Below are 18,055 nucleotides of genomic sequence, written 5' to 3' on the forward strand. Positions count from 1 at the left end.
CGGGGCCGGACCGCCCGGACCCGTCCGTGCAGGGGCAGAGGTCAGGAGACCTCTGCTCGGGTGATGTCGATCAGGAGCGCCTGCTCGGGGTCGAGGAGCGGAGCGGCGAGGCCGGAGACGGTCAGGACCGAGCCCGGCACCAGGAGGCCGCCGTCCTCGGCCGCCTCCTCGGCGAGCTGGATCCAGCGCGGCGGGATCAGGCTCGAGGTGCGGGCCTCGGAGGGGAGGGGGCGGATCCGGTAGAGGGACTCGGGGTCCAGGCCCGGGAACCGCAGGCGGTCGTGCTGGGAGCGGTCCGAGCGGCCGACGGCGGCGAGCGTGAACAGGGCGCGGTCGCGCTGCGGCGAGACGACCCCGTGCAGCCACAGCGGGCTGTCGCCGCGGTCCGCCCGGACCAGGTCGCCGGTGAACAGCAGTGCGCGGCGGTCCTTGTAGAGGCGGATCCAGCCGCGCAGCGCGGTGATCTCCTCGGCGTCGGCCTGCGTGAGGTCCCATTCGATGCCGAGATGGCCGAACAGGGCCGACGCCGCGCGGAAGTCGAGGCTGTGCAGGCGGCCGGTGCTGTGGGAGGCCCCGGAGGCGATGTGGCTGCCCATGAGCTCGAGCGGGAGGAGCTGCGCGGTCCAGCGGTTCATCTGCTGGCGTTCGAGGGGATCGATGCAATCGGAGACCCACACGCGGTCGGTGCGCTCGAGCACGGCGAGGTCCGCCCGGGCGCCGCCCGAGGAGCAGGATTCGATCTCCAGCCCCGGATGATCCCGTTTGAGCGCATCCATCAGGGCGTAGGCGGCGAGGGTCTGCTCATGGACGGCGGCCCGGCCTGTGCTGCGGGTCGCGGCCTCGAGCAGGTCGCGGTTGTGGTCCCACTTGATGTAGCCGATGTCGTAGGCGTCCAGCACGGCGCTCATCTGGGTCTTCACGTGCTCGAACGCCTCGGGGATCGACAGGTTCAGCACCTGCTGGTGGCGCGAGGGCAGGGGGAGTCGGTCGGCAGAGGGGGACATGATCCACTCCGGATGGGCGCGGGCCGCGTCGGAATCCTCGCTCACCATCTCGGGCTCGAACCAGAGTCCGAACTCCATGCCCAGACCCGTGACGTGGTCGACCAGCGGGCCGAGGCCGTCGGGCCAGACGTCGGCCGAGACCACCCAGTCGCCGAGGCCGCGGGTGTCGTCGCGGCGGGATCCGAACCAGCCGTCGTCGAGCACGAAGCGCTCCACACCGAGATCCGCGGCGTGATCGGCGAGGGCGGTGAGCGTGTCGAGGTCGTGGGCGAAGTAGACCGCCTCCCACACGTTCAGGGTCACGGGACGATCGGTGCTCACGTGGTGCTCGCGCCCCCGCAGGTGGCGGTGGAAGCGAGAGGCGACCGCATCAAGACCCTCCCCGTAGGAGGCATACAGCCAGGGGCTCGTGTACTTCTCATCCTCGCCCAGCGCCACCTCGCCGGGCACCAGCAGCGCGCCGCCGCCCAGGAGCCGGTCGCCGGTGTTGATCTGCTCGGCGAGGTGGCGGTGGTTGCCGGAGAACGCGGTGTGCACGCCCCAGACCTCGCCCTGGCGGAAGCCGATGCCGGGACGGCCTGCATGCAGGACATGCGCGGAATCGGCCCCGGTGCGGCCGCGGCGGTTCTCGCGCAGGTGGGTGCCGACGGTGAAGGTGCTGCGCTGGGGCGTGCGCTCCTTGCCCCAGCGGCCCGCGAAGTCGAGCAGCTCGTCCGCGTCGCCGGGGACGGGCACGGTCAGCGTGAGCTCCTCGAGCGCGTACGGGCTCGCGGCGGTGTTGGTGAGGGTGGCGCGCTGTCGCAGGAGGCCCGTGGGCAGCAGCTCCACCTCGAGGGCGACGGCGAGTCCGAGCTCCTCGTCGGCCAGCTCGAAGCGCACCAGGGCCGCGCCGGTCTCGGCGTGCGCGGCGCGCAGGGGCGTCCCGTCGACCGAGATCGACTGGGTGGCCAGCCGCGGCGCCCAGCCGGAGCCGTCGGGCCGGGACCCGGTCAGGCCCTGCCGTCCGATCCAGCCGTCGGACTGCTGGGGAAGGATCCCGACCCGGACGGGGACGTCGACCGCGTTGTGGGGGACGGGTTCGATGCTCGCCGTGCACACCGCGTCCAGCCCGGCCGCGCCGAGCATGCCGAGGTCGGCGCCCCAGTGGAGGAGGGCGGGGATGCGCCCCTCGGTCACGTCCAGGACCACCGAGACTCCCGCGGCGGCCAGGTGCAGACGCTGGGTGGCCCCGGGCGCGGGGGCCGTGACGGCACTCTCCGCAGCGGAGCCGGGAGTAGGACGTGGGGTCATCGGGGGCCTCCGGAAGGACGGACGGGACGGACGGGACGGACGGGACGGACAGGCGGACGGGGCGGGGTGGCGCACGGTGCGGGGTGGACCGGCGCTGCCGAGCGGACGGTGCGGGGCGAGCGGTGCCGGGCGAGAGGAACTGCGCTGAGCGCTTAACTGAAACCATGAAACTAAATACGGGCTCGGACGTCAAGGGGAGCGTCGGTCCTGAGACGGAACGTGCTCCTCGCGAGCGTGGACGGGCGATCCCGGCGGACTTCCCGGTCCTATGATGAGGCCCTGCGCGTGGCCCTCGCGCGCCTCCCGGCAGCGGGAGACGCCCGCCCCGTGGGAGCTCGATGTCCGCCTCCGCCGCGCCCGTCCGTCCGAAGCGCCTGGACCGCGTGCTCGACCGGGTCGAGCGGATCGGGAACCGCCTGCCCGACCCGCTCGTGCTCTTCGCCGGACTGTTCCTCCTCACCGCCGTGCTCACCACGGTGCTGGGGGCGCTCGGGGCGCAGGTGCAGGTGCCCGGCGAGGACGATCCCCTGCAGGTGCGCTCGTTCTTCAGTGGCGAGGGGCTGACCTGGTTCACGACCACGATGGGGGAGAACTACATTGGCTTCCCACCCCTGGTGAACGTGCTGCCGATCGTCCTCGCGGTCGGCATCGCCGAGGGCTCGGGCCTGCTCAGTGCCGCGATCCGAGGGCTCTTCGGGTCCGCGCCGCGCTGGCTGCTGCCGTATGTCGTCGCCTTCGTCGGAGTCAACGGGAACCTCATGAGCGACACCTCGTTCGTGGTGATCCCGCCTCTGGCCGCACTCGTGTTCGCCGCCGCCGGCCGCCACCCCGTGGCCGGACTGATCGGCGGCTTCGCAGCCGTCGGCGCCTCGTTCTCGACCTCCATGCTGCCCTCACCGATCGACGCGAACTTCGCCGGGATCACCTCCGGCGTGATGGGTGCCCTGCCCGATGCGCTCCAGGCGACCCCCGTCACCGTGGTCTCCAACTACTGGATCAACCTCGCCTCCTCCCTGGTGCTCGTGCTCGCCTGCGGCGCTCTCATCGATCGTGTGCTCGAGCCGCGCCTGGAGAGGGCCGGTGTCCCGAGGGCCATCGACGACCCGGACGAGGGTGCGCCGACCGGCCCGAGCAGCGGCGGCGGGGCCGAGGCCGACGGCTCTCCGGGCGGCACCGCGGCGTCCGGCGAGAAGGAGCGACCGAAGGCCAGGACGGGGGAGCGGGACGAGGACGTCAGCTCGTCGGTCGAGCCCGTGGAGAAGCGCGCGCTGGTCTGGGCGGGTGTGACGCTGGCAGGCCTCGTCGCGCTCATCGTGGCGATCGCCGTGATCCCGTTCTCCCCATGGCGGAGCGACGGCGGCGGGCTGCTGCCGGACTCGCCGTTCATGGGGTCCATCGTGTTCCTCATCGTCGTGGTGTTCTCGGTGACGGGCATCGTCTACGGCGCACGGCTGGGCACCATTCGCACCGGCGGCGACGTGGCCCGTCACATGGGGCAGGGCCTGCGATCCATGACCAGCTTCCTCGTGGTGGCCTTCGCCCTCGCACAGTTCCTGGCCCTGTTCGAGTGGAGCGGGGTCGGCACCTATCTCGCCGTGCACGGGGCGGCCTGGCTCGAGTCGGCGCAGCTCGGCGGACTGCCCGTGATCCTGGCCTTCGTGGTGCTGTGCGCGGTCGCCAACCTCTTCATCACGTCCGGCACCTCGATGTGGGGGCTGATGGCGGTCGTGTTCGTACCCATGCTCGGCCTCGCCGGCCTCGAGCCCGCCTTCGTGCAGGCGGCCTTCCGGATCGGCGACTCCTCGACGCAGATCATCACCCCGCTCAGCCCCTACCTCATCGTGCTGCTGGGGATGGTGCGCCGGTACGAGCCGGGCGCGGGCCTCGGCACGCTGGTGGCACGTCTGGTCCCCTTCACCCTCGTGTTCTTCACGGTATGGGTCGCGGTCCTCCTCGTGTTCTACGGTCTGGACCTGCCGATCGGACCCGCGAACGGCATCCACCTGGAGTGACGTCCGGCCGACCGCGCGGGGCGGTGCGCCCCCGGTCGGTCCTGTCATCGGCGGCGGTGCGCCCGTCGTCGGCGCCGGTGCGCTTGTCGGCGGCGGGGCCGACGCACGTCCGTGGGTCGGTCGTCGTCCTCGTGGGGCCGGTCGGAGCGCTAGCCTGATCCCACCCCCGACCAGGCCAGGAGCCCCCGATGATCTTCACCCAGTCCTCCAAGCTGCGCGACGTCTGCTACGAGATCCGCGGCCCGGTGCCCGCAGAGGCTGCGCGCATGGAGGCAGAGGGGCACAAGATCATCAAGCTGAACATCGGCAACCCCGCCCCGTTCGGCTTCGAGTGCCCCGACGAGATCCTCGTCGACATGATCAAGAATCTGTCCACCGCACAGGGCTACTCCGACTCCAAGGGCATCCCTGCGGCCCGTCGTGCGGTCGCGCAGTACTACCAGACCCGCGACATGCCCGGCATCGGGCTGGATGACGTCTACCTCGGCAACGGCGTCTCGGAGCTGATCCAGATGGTGTGCCAGGCACTGGTGGACGACGGCGACGAGGTGCTCGTGCCGCAGCCGGACTATCCGCTGTGGACGGCGTCGGTCGCGCTCGCCGGGGGCCGTGCCGTCCATTACGTGTGCGACGAGGAGGAGAGCTGGTGGCCCGACGTCGAGGACATCGCCTCGAAGATCACCGAGCGCACCAAGGCGATCGTGGTCATCAACCCCAACAACCCCACCGGCGCCGTGTACCCCGAGCACGTGCTGCGCGACATCGTCGAGGTCGCCCGCACGCACGGCCTGATGATCCTGGCGGACGAGATCTACGACAAGATCCTCTACGACGATGCGGTCCACACCCCGATCGCGTCCCTCGCGCCCGATCTGCTGTCGATCACCTTCAACGGGCTGTCCAAGGCGTACCGCGTGGCCGGCTTCCGCGCCGGATGGATGGCGCTGTACGGACCCAAGGATGATGCGACCAGCTTCATCGAGGGCCTGGACGTGCTCTCGAACATGCGGTTGTGCCCGAACGTGCCGGCCCAGCACGTGGTGGCGACGGCGCTGGGCGGCTATCAGTCGATCAACGAGCTGCTCCTGCCCGGAGGGCGCCTGCTCGAGCAGCGCGACGTGGCCTATGAGGGGCTCAGCGCGATCGACGGGGTCAGCGTGGTCAAGGCCCAGGGTGCGCTGTACATGTTCCCGAAGCTGGACCGCGAGATGTACGCGATCGAGGATGATGAGCAGTTCGCCTATGACCTGCTGCGCACGCAGAAACTGCTGGTCACCCACGGCACCGGTTTCAACCTCGCCACGCCGGACCATTTCCGCCTGGTCACGTTGCCCAGCACGGAGCTGCTCGCCAACGCGATGGACCGCATCGCCGACTACCTCGCCGGCATCCGCCGCTGAGCACGGGCGGCCGCGCCCGGACGGCGAGGGCGTACGGCGAGGGCGGGCGGCGAGCTCAGACCGCGGCGCGCTCAGACGGCGAGGGCGAGCAGCAGCGCGAGCACCGCGAGCAGGGGAAGCGTCCCCTGCCGCACGGCAGCGCCGCGATGCGCGGGCGAGCTGAGCAGCAGCACCGTGGCCGCTGCGAGCATGCACCCGGTGCCGGCGAGCATGAGCGTGATGCCCACCGTGCTGAGCCCGGCGAGGGCGAGGACGGCGCCGAGTGCGGCGAGCACGCCGAGGAACAGGTTGTAGAAACCCTGGTTGAACGCCAGGTCGTGGGTCGCGGCCACCTCGGCCTCGCTCTGCTCCCCGAACACCTTCGCAGCGCGGGGGCTGCCCCAGGCGAGCGACTCGAGGACGAAGATGACCGCGTGGAGCAGGGCCGCGAGCAGGGCGAGGACGGATCCGAGGGCGAGCACGGCGGCCTTCCGGGGAGAAAAGGGGTGAGCGCGGCGGCGGGAGCGGTTGCCGACTCCTGCCGCCGCGGATCAGGCGTTCGAGGTCTGGGGCATCCCCGACTGGGAGACGCGCACCATCTCGTCGCGCTCGACGACCTTGACGCGGGCGCGGGGCTCGCCGTCGGCGTCCACCGCGGCGGCGCCGAGCGACTTCTCGTGCTCGTCCAGGGCGGTCCAGCCCTCCCACGTCGTGTACTGGACGCCGCGGTCCTCGAGCAGGCGCAGGATCGCGTCATCATCGCGCTCGGGGGCCGCAGCGAGGACGCCGGCGTCGATGTCCTCGATCAGCGAGGTGATGGTCTCGATCGCGTCGGACTTCGTGGCGCCGATCAGGCCCACCGGTCCGCGCTTGATCCAGCCGTTGGCGTAGACGCCGGGCAGCACGGTCCCGTCGGCCTCGGTGACGCGGCCGGCGTCGTTGTGGATCACGCCGCGTGCGGCGTCGTAGGGGATGCCGGGCAGCTCCGAGCCGTGGTAGCCGACGGCGCGGTAGACCGCACCGATCTCGTAGTCCAGGAACTCGCCGGTGCCCTGCACGCGGCCCTCGGCGTCGAGGCGGGTGCGCTCGAAGCGCATTCCGGTGACCTTGCCGTCCTCGCCGAGCACCTCGACGGGGCGGTGCCAGAAGTGCATGTGCAGGCGACGCTGCGCGGGGTTGCCGTCCTTGTCGGTCGGCTCCTCGCCGGCGGCCTCGCGGCGCTGCTGCTCCTCGAGCCAGCCCACGAAGGTCCGCGTGACCTGGTCGGTGCGCTTGTCCGCCTTGATGGCCTCCCACTCGGCGTCGGTGATCTGCTCGACGTCGCGGGGGTCCATGACGACCTGGAGGCCCTTGGGGTGGGCGAGCTCGCGCGCCTCGAGCGGGGAGAACTTGGTCTGGGCGGGACCGCGACGGCCGAAGATGTGCACGTCCGTGGTCGCGGCGGCCTGCAGGCCCTCGTAGACGTTCTCGGGGATCTCTGTGCGCAGCAGCTCGTCGGCGCTCTTGGAGAGCACGCGCGCCACGTCGAGTGCGACATTGCCGTTGCCGATCACGGCGACCGACTCCGCGTCGAGCCGCCAGGTACGGGGGTAGTCGGGGTTGCCGTCGTACCACGCCACGAAGTCGGCGGCGCCGTGGGAGCCTTCGAGGTCGATGCCGGGGATGTCGAGGTCGGCATCCTTGAGGGCGCCCGTGGCGAAGATGACCGCGTCGTAGTGGGTGCGCAGATCCTCGGCGGTGAGGTCGGTGCCGAACTCGACGTCACCGAGGAAGCGGATGTCGCCGCGGCCCAGGATGCGGTGCAGGGCGGTGATGATGCCCTTGATCCGCGGGTGGTCGGGCGCGACGCCGTAGCGGATCAGACCGAAAGGGGCGGGGAAGCGGTCGAACAGGTCGATCGAGACCTCGAGCTCCCCGTTCTTCACCTGCGGGGTGCGCAGAAGGGTCTCGGCGGCGTACACGCCGGCGGGGCCGGAGCCGATCACGGCCAGACGGAAGGGCTTCTGGGAGGAGGACATCTCACCTCGGTCTCGTGGCGCCGTGGCGCCGGGTCTGGTGCGTCGTCGAAGGCGTCGTCGAGGGCGCGCTGATTTCCGCACCACTGTATACGCGAAATTCGTTCCGTCCCCGGTGCATGTGAGCGGCTCGACGCCGCGAAGCCGCTCGAGATCAGGCCTGTTCTGCGGCAAGAACGCAGGTCGCCGGCGTCGTACGGGTGCTGGGGACGAGGGACGCCCGGCGCTGACTTAGCGTGCGCAGACGTTCACTGTCGGTCATCTTCCTCGCGAGGGGACTTCCGGCCGCCACGGCGACTCCTGACGACGGCTGCGACCCCCGACGACGGCGTCCCCCGGTGACGACCACCGACGGCGACTCCCGACATTGACGGCGATTCCCGATGTCGTCCCTCGACGACGACGGCGGCTCGACGGACTACTCCGGGGTGGGGGCCGACGCGCCCGTCGTCGCGACCGGCTTCTCGGAGGCGGAGGCCGAGGCGTCGACCGGGACCACCTCGACCGCGACGTCGAGCGTGCTGCGGGATCCGGGAGGGCCGACGACAATGCCCTTCAGCGGCGGCACGTCCGCGTAGTCCCGGCCCCAGGCCGTGGTCACGAAGCGCTGATCCACGAAGGTGCGGTTGGTGGGGTCGATGTCCACCCAGCCGATCCCGGGCACCAGCACGCTCAGCCACGCATGGGAGGCCGCCGAGCCGACCATCTCGCCGGCGGGCTGGGTGACCAGCGCCCCGGCCTGGGAGGGCGCGGTGCGCAGATAGCCGGAGACATAGCGCGCGGCGAGACCGGCCTCCCGCACCGCCGCGACGCCCACGTGCGCGAAGTCCTGGCACACGCCGTGCCGCGCGGAGAGCACCTCCTGCAGGGTGGAGGCGACGGTGGTGGCCGAGGAGTCGTAGGTGAAGTCGGTGTGGATCAGGCCGGTCAGCTCGGCCAGGCACTCCCCGATGGGCCGCTCCGGGGTGAACACGGCGTCGGAGAGCTCCCTGGCGGCGGTCCCGGCGGGGATCCTCGGCGAGGGGTGCACGAAATCGATGCTCTCCGCGGGCAGCAGCGGCCCCCAGTGCTCGGGGCCGCACAGCTCCCACGGGCGGGACATCGCGTCGGCGCCGTACCGTCGTTCCGCCACGGTCACCAAGGCGTGGGAGTGCACATCGAGCCGTTCGTGCATGCCGTCGACCAGCAGGTACGTCGACGAGTTGCCGAAGAAGTCGGTATGGGCCGTGAGCCGAGCCGGCGCCGGATCCACGGCCACCTCATGGGAGAGCACCCGCTGGTGCGGGGTGGCGCGGGGCTCGACGTGGGCGCGGCCGTAGTTGCGCGAGACCGGCTTCGCATAGCGATAGCTGGTCAGGTGGTGAACGCGGTAGTCGAGCGACGGGGCCGACGGCTCGTCGTCGTGGCGCAGCGGGATCTTCGGAGCGGCACGGCGTGCGGGTCCGGGATTCTCAGACATCGTCGATCCCCCATCGTGACGTGGCCTCCGAGGGCCGGAAGTAGTGGTCCTCCAGAGCGGTCGCCAGTTCGCGCAGCGAGGCGATCGCGGAGTCGACCTCGGCGAGCATCGCCGTCGGCGCCCCTCCGCTCTCGCCGCCCTCGACCAGCATCCCGCTGCCGGGGCGCAACAGGGACCGTGGCTCCCAGGAGGCGATGCGGGAGCGCAGCGAGGTCCACGGCGCGCGCAGCTCCGGGGCGGGCTCCACCTCGGGCAGGCGATCGAGGGTCGACCCCAGGCGCTCGATCTGGAAGGCGATCGATCGCGGCAGCGTGGTGTCGTGCAGCAGCAGCTCGAGGAGGAGCTCGGGCTGGACGGCCGCATGGAACGAGCGCCGGTAGGAGGCCCCGGACTCGGTGATCTGGGCGATCGCGGTGGCGATGCGGATCTCGGCGGCGCGGGAACGGCGATGGCCCAGGGCGACGCGCAGCAGCGCGAGCAGCCCCATCGTCCGTTCGAGCTTTCGTCCGGCTTCGGTGAAATCCCATCCGAGGTTGCGGGGCATGGAGTCGGCGACCGCGCCCGAGAGGGTCAGGCAGCCGTCGACCACGTCGGTCAGGCCCTGTTCGAGCGGCTGCAGGTCCGAGCCGTTCAAGGTGCCGAAGCTACCGCGCATCCGCGCGATGATCGGCCACACGTCATCGGAGACGAGATCCCGCAGGGTGCGAGTGGTGTGGGCCAGCGACGAGTAGGACTGGGCGAGAGAGCCGGGCCGGCCCGCGTCGGTGAGCAGGCTCAGGATCTCCCGGTGCACGGCGTCGGGATCCGTCGGATCCAGGGCCTGGAACCCGGGATAGGTCGTGGTGACGTGGGTGACCGCCCCGAGCAGCACCGCCTGGGCCGTGGTGGCAGCGCGGCTGTGCTCGGAGCCGAGGTCGTTGGAGGTGTCCAGCACGGTGCGCAGCAGCCGGGCGGTGGAGTCGACCCGCTCGAGATAGCGGCCGAACCAGAACAGGTCCGAACCGATCGACCGGGTCATCGCGGGCGGGGCGGCGAGGACTCCGTGGCTGGCGGGGCCACCGTTCCCCTGTGCACTCATCTCGAGGGTCGAGCCGTTCAGCGCGGAGTCGTCCGGGCGGGGCTCCTGGAGATCGCGGGGATCATCCGGCAGGGAGGAGGGCTCCGGGACGGCCACGCAGATGTCCTTGAGTGCTTCGGGGCCGTCGTCCGCAGTGCGGGCGACGCCGCCGGGGAGCACGTCGAAACCGTCCTCGGAGGCGATCACCAGCAGCTGCAGACGGACGGGCCGCTCCACGAGCTGGTCGCCGCCGTGGGGGTCCACCGACAACCAGCCGGCGCCCATCGGTGCCTGACCTGCCTGACCCGGAGAATCTGCCGATCCTGGCGGACCCGGAGACTCTGCCGGACCTGCCGGACCTGCCGGACCTGCCGGACCCGTCGGATCCGCCGGACCTGCCGGCCGCAGCTGGAGGTCCTCGTGGAGGATCTGACGGCACAGATCCGGCAGGGTGGCCCGCAGCGCAGGGTTCTCGAGCAGACCGGTGCCGAAGGGGTTCAGCATCTGGAGATCGCCGCAGCGTGCGGCCTCGACCAGCCCGGTCACTCCGCCGTAGGGCGTCGGCCCCAGATCCAGGGGATCCAGCAGGTGCGAGGGCAGCAGGCGCACCAGGGAGTCGACCGTGTCCCCGGAATCGGACTCCAGGCCCGGTCGGCGCAGGGTCAGCGTGCCGGACCCGGTGCGCAGGTCGCCCACGGAGACCAGAGGCGCGCCCAGCAGGTTCGCGAGCCAGCTGTGGTCGAAGGCGCGCAGCGGGTCCTCGGGATCGGTGTCGGTGAGCACCACGGTGCGTCCCGCACGCCCCTCGGCACGGGAACGGTGATGCAGTGCCGTGCGGACGGTGTCGAAGAAGGGGTGCAGTCGGCGCAGCGCGGTCGAGCCGTACAGGGTCGGTGCGCAGCGGGAGAGCACCCGGCGCAGCTCCAGGGCGGTGCCGGCGCCCTCGGGCACGTCGAGGTGGTCCTCGTGCACCACCCAGCTGCCCTCCTCGGTGCGGGAGACGACGCAGCTCAGCGCGAACAGATGGGCGGAACCGGCGGACGGGATACCGATCGCGGAGCGCAGGTAGGCCGGATCCTGGAGGAGCTCTGCCGCGGGGGCGACGTCGGTGCCGAGCACCGTGCGCGGTCCGTACAGATCCGCGTACAGCGCATCGAGCAGCCGCATCCGCTGCACCAGGCCCGAGGAGAGGGTCTCCCACTCCTCGGCGTCCAGGACGACGGGGACCGGATCGATGCGCGGAGGGGCGACGGAGACGTCGGCGGCGAACATCCTCGCCGCCGACGTCGCGGCGCGCGACCGGCCGACGGGGCCGAGCGCGGCCAGCTCGTCGGCCAGGGCCGTGGGTGGTGCGATGCTCACCCGTCCATCGTAGGCACGGAGCCCTGATGGGTAGTCAGGAGAGGCGTCACGAGCCGGTGCCGACGGGCAGTCCCTCGGAGGGCTGGACCACCACGAAGCCCGGGCCGTGGAAGGCCAGCTGGAATGATTCGCCGGAGCCGCGCCCGATCAGCGAGCCCATCTTGAAATCGTTCTTGATCTGCGGCTGCAGGTTCGCGGACCAGCACACGGCGGCCTGCGGATCCACGAAGGTGGGCTGCTGGGAGCAGTCCAGCAGCATCGGCGGCCCGTCGGACGTCACCGCGACCATGCCCTGCCCCTGCAGGAACAGGTTGAACAGTCCTCCCGCCATGAACCCTGCCCCGCCGAGCGACCGGATGTCCCACTGGATGGAGGAGTCGAAGGCCAGCATGTTCCGGGTGTTCAGGGTGAGGGCTTCGCCCTCGAGCTGGATCAGGAAGATCTCGTTGGCCTGGCGGGCGTAGAAGATCTCGCCGTGGCCGCGGGTGCGCATCATGTTCGCGCCTTCGCCGGTCGCCATCTTCTTCAGCAGCTTCATGCCGCCGCCGGAACCCTGATAGGAGAAGTCCATCTGGCCCTGATAGGCGACCATCGCGCCGGCGGAGGAGATGATCTCGGGGGCCTGCGGGTTCAGCGAGCAGCGCAGCATCTTGGGGGACTGCAGCGCCCAGCGATCCGTGGTCTGGCGTTCCTGGTTGGAGGCGTCGAACAGGTTGGAGCGCATGGCGGCCCTCTCCTCGGGTGGGGTGATGTGTGCGAGCGGACGACTCGGGGGATCGAACGGTTCGCGGTGTGACGACGCGCACCGCATGGCGAGGGAGATCTTCTCACGGTGGGGCAGACACCTCCCGGCGGTGCCGCATCGCGGTGCGGAACGGCGCGACGCGCGTGCACTGAGGGCGCGATGCGCGTGCGGAGCGGGTTCGATGCGAGTGCGGAACAGGAGCGTGCAGGGATCCGCGGTGGTGACTGTGTGCGGGAGCGGTGAAGCGGATGCCTGCCGGCCGCCGCGCCTCGTAGCATGGCGGACATGGTCGAAACTCCGCCTCCCGGCTCCGCGGGATCCACCGGATCGCACGGGTCCCCTCGCGGCGAGCGCCGTGATCCACGGCTGGTCACGCTCGCCGAGGACTCCGGCTACGAGATCCTGGGCAGGATCGGCGCCGGCGGCATGGGGATCGTCTACCGGGCGTTCGATGCGGATGACCACGAGGTGGCCATCAAGCTGCTGCGTCATGAGATCTCCGACGATCCTCGAGCGCGCGAGCGCCTCTCCCGCGAAGTGGCCGCCCAGAAGCTGGTGCGCAGCGACAACATCGTGCGGATCCTGGATGCGGAGCTGGATTCCTCGGACGCCTTCGTGGTCACCGAGTTCGTGCCCGGCCCGACGCTCGAGGACGCCGTGCGCACCCAGGGCGGCCTGCATCCCGAGGCGGTCCGCGAGATCGGACTGGTGATGGGCGACGCCCTCAACGCGATCCACCGCTCCGGTGTGATCCACCGCGACCTCAAGCCCAGCAATGTGCTGCTGCGCGGTGCCGATGAGGAGGACCTCACCGGTTTCGATCCCGACGGCGACCGGCTGGACCCCGTGATCATCGACTTCGGGATCGCGATCGCCGCCGAGGAGTCCCGCCTGACCTCGACCGGGCTCGTGATGGGCACGGCCGCCTACCTGGACCCCGAGGTGATCCGCACCGATCACACCGGTGAAGCGGGGGACTGGTGGGCGTGGGCAGCGCTGCTGGCCTTCGCCGCGACGGGCCGAGAGCCCTTCGGCAGCGGCCGCGCCGACCTCGTGTTCCTGCGTGCCGAGCGCGGCGAGATCGACGTGGACGGCCTGCCCGTCGAGCTCGCCGCCTGGCTGCGTTCCGCCCTGCAGTCCGAGCCGTCCCAGCGCCCCGCCCCCGAGGATCTGCTCGCGCGGCTCACGGAGCTGGACCTCAGCCGTTACGAGGACGCCGGGCCGACGGAGGCGCTGAACACCGATGGCTCTACGGCCGCGCTCCCGGTGACGGGGGCAGGAGGGGCTGCCGGCGAGGACACCGATGCCGTGGGCACGGCCGCGACGAACGCTGGTGCTGGTGCTGGTGCTGGTGCAGCCGGTGCGGCTGCCGCTGGTGCGGTCGGCGCGGCGTCGGCCGCAGCCGCCGACGGGCCCGGGACTGGTGGTGTCGACCCGCGGCCTCCGCACAGCCACGAGGCGATCGGTGACGAGCCGCCGACGGAGGCCCTGCCGCGCGTCGGCACCCCGGATGAACCGCCCACCGAGGCGCTGTCCCTCGGCGGCTCGGGGTACGACGCGGAGGACGCTCCCACGGAAGCCCTGCCCGTGATGGGCCCGCCCACCCGGCAGATGCCCGTCGTGCCCCCGTCGGCCCCGCCGCCGCCCGAGCAGACCGGCGGATTCGGTGTGACCTCGCAGTACCCGGTTCAGCGAGCCCCGCAGCAGTACGCCGCAGACCCTCGGCAGGCCGCGCACTACCCGGCCCCGGGCCAGACGGTCGCGCAGCCGGCGCAGCATCCCGCGTACGACCCCTCGGCGCTGCAGCAGGGGCCGCCGCCGGGCTACCCGGTCCAGGGCGGGGGCCAGATGGCTCCGATGCAGCAGGGCTGGCCCGCCCCGGCTCCGCGGCCTCCGCGCCGCCCGGTGCTGGTGTGGCTCGGGCACCTCTTGATCATCGCCCTCGCTGCGCTCGCGCCGTACGTCTCCCTCATCGCGTTCGTGCTGCTGGGCACCCTCGCCCGCACCTGGGAGCGTTCGCACCGACGGATCGCGGACCGCCGCATGCGCGGCTCCACCGGCTCCGGTCCGCTGTGGGCCGCCGGCCTCATCAGCCCGTTCGCCGCTCTCCTGGGCCTGCTCGAGATCGTCCTGCAGGCCATCTTCCCGCTGATCCTCGGCGTGCTGGTGGGCATCGCGATCGATGCGGGATGGACTCTGCTGGAGCGCTCGGCCCCGCCCGACGGAGTCGCCTTCGGCGCCGCGATGGCGGTGACGCTCCTGATCACCTGGGTGGGCCTGGGCAGCCGCACGACCCGCAACGGCGCTCATCGCATGGTCGATGCTGCAGCGCCGGACCGTGTGTGGACCTCGGTGGTGCTCGTGCTGCTGCTGGCGCTGGTGGGCGCCGTGGTGTTCACCCTGCTGGCCCGCGAGGGCATGGTCGACTACTTCCCGTTCCCCTCCGGCCCCCGGCTCGAGGACATCGCGATCTGGAGGCGCTGAGCGACGCCGAGCCTGTCCGTGAGGTGCCTCATCCCTCCGGTGGCGCTCAGGGAACCCCGGTTAAACTTCCCCCGACCTGTCACCCACCGCAGCCCCGTCCCGGGGTGAGGAGCATTCATGGCCGCGTCCGGATCATCGAAGTCAGCGCCCTCGCAGTCAGCGCAGGAGCGCCGCGAGGCACAGAGGGAGAAGCTCCGCCAGCAGCGTCAGGCCGAGCTGCGCCGGCAGCGTTCCGTGCGCACTGTGGTGATCGCCGCGATCGTCGTGGTCGCGCTGGTCATCGCGAGCGCCATCGGTTTCCTCGTCTACCGCTCCATGCAGCCCGAGCCCGCACCCACCGTGCCGACCGGCATGAGCGAGGACCAGCCGTACTTGACCTTCGGTGCCCCCGAGGACTCCGGCAAGCCGGTCGTCGAACTGCACCTGGACTTCATGTGCCCCATCTGCGGGCAGTTCGAGGAGGTCAACGGTGAGGACGTCATGTCGATGGTCGAGGACGAGGAGATCACCCTCCACCTCGTGCCGCGCAACATGTTGGACTTCGCCTCGACCACGGGCGACTACTCCTCCCGGACGGCCGCCGCCATGGTCTCCGTCTACGAGGAGGACCCGGAGGCGTCGCTGGCCTTCATGCAGCTGCTGTTCGCGAACCAGCCTGCAGAGAACTCCGCCGGCCTCACCGACGAGGAGATCTGGGCCTATGCGGAGGAGGCGGGTGCCTCGGCCGACGTCAAGGCGTCGATCGATGCCGAGACCTACCGTCCCTGGGTGAACCAGATCGCCGATCCCTATGCGGCCGACAAGACGGAGGGCACGCCCTACGTCGAGATCGACGGGACGCAGTTCCAGGACTGGCAGACCGAGGGCGCCCTGCGCGAGGCGGCGCTCGCCGCCGGTGGGGACGCCGCGGCCTCCGACGGTGGTGAGGGCTGAGAAGCTCGTCCGCGGAGCCCGCTGGGCTCCTCTAGACTTCTGGGGTCGGCCGATCCGTCGGCCGACCCCACCCGCTGGAGTGGCGCAACGGTAGCGCACCTGTCTTGTAAACAGGTGGTTGCGGGTTCGATTCCCGTCTCCAGCTCGATCAGGAAGACCCCATCAGGCGCAATGCGTGATGGGGTCTTCCGCTGTGGTCCTTGGACCCGCTGTGATCCCGTCGTGGCCTCGCTGTGGCCCTGCGGGGCGGTGCCGTCACCGGCCCCGGGACGGGGCTCCATGAGCGGTCAGAAGCGGGAGTAGGTCACCTTGTTCACCGTGAAGCCGTGGCCGGTCATCACGTTCCAGCAGGTCATCCCGTCGAAACGACTCGTGCAGGCCACGTCGCCGTGGGCTGCGCTCTCGTCGTACTCCAGGGTCTGCGCGGAGTCGCTGAGGAAGGACTTGCCGCAGGCGGTCGCCGCGTCCTCCGCTCCGACCTGGATGGAGAAGGGGCCGTTGTCACAGTCCTCGAGGCTCGCGTCGGCGTAGTCCCGCTCGAGCACGGAGCAGGCCACGGAGTCGTCCTCGAGCAGGCAGACGATGTTTCCGGTGGGGGACTTCAGCGCCGTGATGTCTTCGGCGTCGTCGGGCGCTGGGGAGACGGGCTCCTCGGAGGGCTCCTCGGTGGTGGGCTCCTCGGTCGGCGACTCCGAGGGGGCCTCGGAGGCCGAGGTCGCACTCGTGCGCTGGTAATCCTCGCCATCGTCGCTGACCCAGGCCCGCACCACGAACGCACCGACGATCACCAGCAGAAGCGCCAGCAGCAGGCAGCCGCCGCAGGCGAACAGGGCGCGTCGACCGTTCGAGCCGGAGCCATCGGAGTCGGCCTCCGGTGGCACGGTGGGAGGGCCGCCTGCCGAGGCGGCCGCAGTCGGGCCGGTCTGACCGTGCGGCGGCACGCCGTAAGGGTCGGGCGTCGGATAGTCGGGAGTCGGATAGTCGGGATACGTGGCGGCCCGGGAGGCGCTGGTGCCAGCAGCCAGGCCCGTACCCGCGGCGACGCCAGCGCCGGCTCCCGCAGCGATGCCTGCGCCGGCTCCCGCAGTGACGGCTGCGCCGGCACCTGCAGCGGGTGCGGCGTCCGAACGGGATGCTGAGGAGGGGCTGGTCGCGGGGGACGCCCCTGCGGGGCCGAGGGGGACGACACGGGCGGACGGGGCCACACGCACGCCGCCGGTCGTGGGAGCGGCGGGCGCGGAGTCGGGTGACGCCGCACCGGCGGGGGAGGGGGCCGACCCCTCTGCCGGGGAGGACGCGCTCCAGGCGTCGGCCGACGCGAGGTCGCCCCAGACGGACGCTTCGTCGGAAGCCTCGGAGGCCTCGGAAGCCTCGGAGGCCTCGGAAGCCTCGGAGGCCTCGGAAGCGTCGGGCGAGCCGGTGGCGCGAATACCAGCCGCCGCGACCTCAGGCCGAGCGGGGCTCTCCGTCGTCTCGGTGTCGTCCTGGTCGGTGACTGCGGGCGAGATCTGCGTGTCGTCCTGGTCGGGGATCACGGGGGACGCCTGGGTCTCGTCAAGGTCATAGCCGTCGGAGCCGCCGGAGTCGTCGGGGTCGCCGGAGCCGTCGGACGGTTCTGCGGCCCTCATGGCCTCGTCGTACGCCTTCTTCGCCCAGGGGTTCGTCGCCAGGATCCACGATCGCGCCACCTCGGGGCACGACGGGTTCAGCACGATCGTCCTCTGCAGCTGAGGGTGCTTCTCGGTCAGTTCGAGAAGGCGCTCCGGCGGGGTGCTCGGATCGCGTGCTTCCTCAGCTGATGATCGTGGCTCTGCCACATCCACTCCCTCGGTGTCGACACGGGCTCGCGGGGGCGCCCAGGTACGGCTCGAGCCGTACGCGGACGGGGACGAACCTCCGAGAGTCTGACACCAGGCACTCCAGCGGTCCACTCCCGAGCCCGCGATGTGGATCCCTTCCCGGTCTGGTCGGCAGGTCACGAGATGGCGCGGACCAGGGGTGCGGGCACACTTTTCCTGCCGTCATCGATCCCGCGGGCCGTTGGATCTGTGACGGTGCTCATGGCATGGGCGGGTCGTGGTGGAGACCCACGGGCCCGCAGGGATCACCGCTCGGCTGCGCGACCTCTGAAACAGCCGGGTCCTCACCGACGGGCGCCGTGCGATCGGTCGGCACGGCCCGCATTCGGTGTTCTGGATCCCGATGGAGATCATCGGGATCCTGGCGATCGTCGGCGGACTCGTCCTGGCAGGGGCGACACTGGCCGGTGCACTCGTGGCGTGAGGCCCGGCCCACCTGGCCCGCCTCGGTGACAG

Annotated in this window: 11 protein-coding genes and 1 tRNA gene; 5 read left to right on the plus strand and 7 right to left on the minus strand. The window is 71.3% G+C overall.

From position 1 onward, the window contains the following. Positions 1-41 precede the first annotated feature (41 nt). Positions 42-2,294: an alpha-galactosidase gene (locus CIK71_RS03625; protein WP_096163822.1), complete on the minus strand. Its 2,253-nt coding sequence runs from the start codon at positions 2,292-2,294 to the stop codon at positions 42-44. 338 nt (positions 2,295-2,632) lie between these two features. Here CIK71_RS03625 and CIK71_RS03630 point away from each other — a divergent pair, with 338 nt between their 5' ends. Together CIK71_RS03630 and CIK71_RS03635 are read left to right on the plus strand one after the other, a co-directional pair. After that, the gene (locus CIK71_RS03630; RefSeq protein ID WP_096163823.1) at positions 2,633-4,306 is read left to right on the plus strand and encodes an AbgT family transporter; all 1,674 of its coding nucleotides are present in this window, start codon (positions 2,633-2,635) and stop codon (positions 4,304-4,306) included. A gap of 188 nt (positions 4,307-4,494) precedes the next feature. After that, entirely contained in the window at positions 4,495-5,706 is a 1,212-nt protein-coding gene (locus CIK71_RS03635; RefSeq protein ID WP_096163824.1) for a pyridoxal phosphate-dependent aminotransferase, read from the plus strand. Positions 5,707-5,777: 71 nt separating this feature from the next. Here CIK71_RS03635 and CIK71_RS03640 read toward each other — a convergent pair whose 3' ends face one another. The 5 genes from CIK71_RS03640 to CIK71_RS03660 all read right to left on the minus strand — a co-directional run bounded on the left by CIK71_RS03640 (position 5,778) and on the right by CIK71_RS03660 (position 12,302). Next, a complete protein-coding gene (locus CIK71_RS03640; protein WP_096163825.1) occupies positions 5,778-6,167 on the minus strand; it encodes a DUF1304 domain-containing protein in 390 nt (129 codons plus the stop codon). 69 nt (positions 6,168-6,236) lie between these two features. Then, positions 6,237-7,703, minus strand: a complete 1,467-nt coding sequence (locus CIK71_RS03645; RefSeq protein ID WP_096163826.1) for an FAD-dependent oxidoreductase — start codon at positions 7,701-7,703, stop codon at positions 6,237-6,239. 415 nt (positions 7,704-8,118) lie between these two features. Next, positions 8,119-9,159 (minus strand): transglutaminase family protein, encoded by a 1,041-nt coding sequence (locus CIK71_RS03650; protein WP_096163827.1) that lies wholly within the window; start codon positions 9,157-9,159, stop codon positions 8,119-8,121. Further along, the gene (locus tag CIK71_RS03655; RefSeq protein ID WP_176485528.1) at positions 9,152-11,578 is read right to left on the minus strand and encodes a circularly permuted type 2 ATP-grasp protein; all 2,427 of its coding nucleotides are present in this window, start codon (positions 11,576-11,578) and stop codon (positions 9,152-9,154) included. The genes CIK71_RS03650 and CIK71_RS03655 overlap by 8 nt, the downstream gene beginning before the upstream one ends. Before the next feature lie 46 nt (positions 11,579-11,624). Continuing rightward, positions 11,625-12,302, minus strand: a complete 678-nt coding sequence (locus tag CIK71_RS03660; protein WP_096163828.1) for an AIM24 family protein — start codon at positions 12,300-12,302, stop codon at positions 11,625-11,627. Positions 12,303-12,608: 306 nt separating this feature from the next. Between CIK71_RS03660 and CIK71_RS03665 the strand changes: the two genes are divergently transcribed. From CIK71_RS03665 to CIK71_RS03675, 3 genes are all read left to right on the plus strand, one after another. Then, complete coding sequence (locus CIK71_RS03665; protein WP_096164215.1) at positions 12,609-14,807, plus strand: serine/threonine-protein kinase; 2,199 nt, start codon at positions 12,609-12,611, stop codon at positions 14,805-14,807. A 117-nt stretch (positions 14,808-14,924) separates the two neighbouring features. Beyond that, on the plus strand, positions 14,925-15,740 hold the full coding sequence (locus CIK71_RS03670) for a DsbA family protein (protein ID WP_096163829.1): 816 nt from the start codon (positions 14,925-14,927) through the stop codon (positions 15,738-15,740). 73 nt (positions 15,741-15,813) lie between these two features. Beyond that, positions 15,814-15,885, plus strand: a tRNA-Thr gene (locus CIK71_RS03675). Between the two features lie 142 nt (positions 15,886-16,027). On the opposite strand, the gene CIK71_RS03680 is transcribed toward CIK71_RS03675, so the two are convergent. Then, on the minus strand, positions 16,028-17,557 hold the full coding sequence (locus tag CIK71_RS03680; protein WP_096163830.1) for a variant leucine-rich repeat-containing protein: 1,530 nt from the start codon (positions 17,555-17,557) through the stop codon (positions 16,028-16,030). Positions 17,558-18,055 lie beyond the last annotated feature (498 nt).

The organism is Brachybacterium alimentarium (genome assembly GCF_002332425.1).
In the GTDB taxonomy this organism is placed as follows: Bacteria; Actinomycetota; Actinomycetes; order Actinomycetales; family Dermabacteraceae; genus Brachybacterium; species Brachybacterium alimentarium.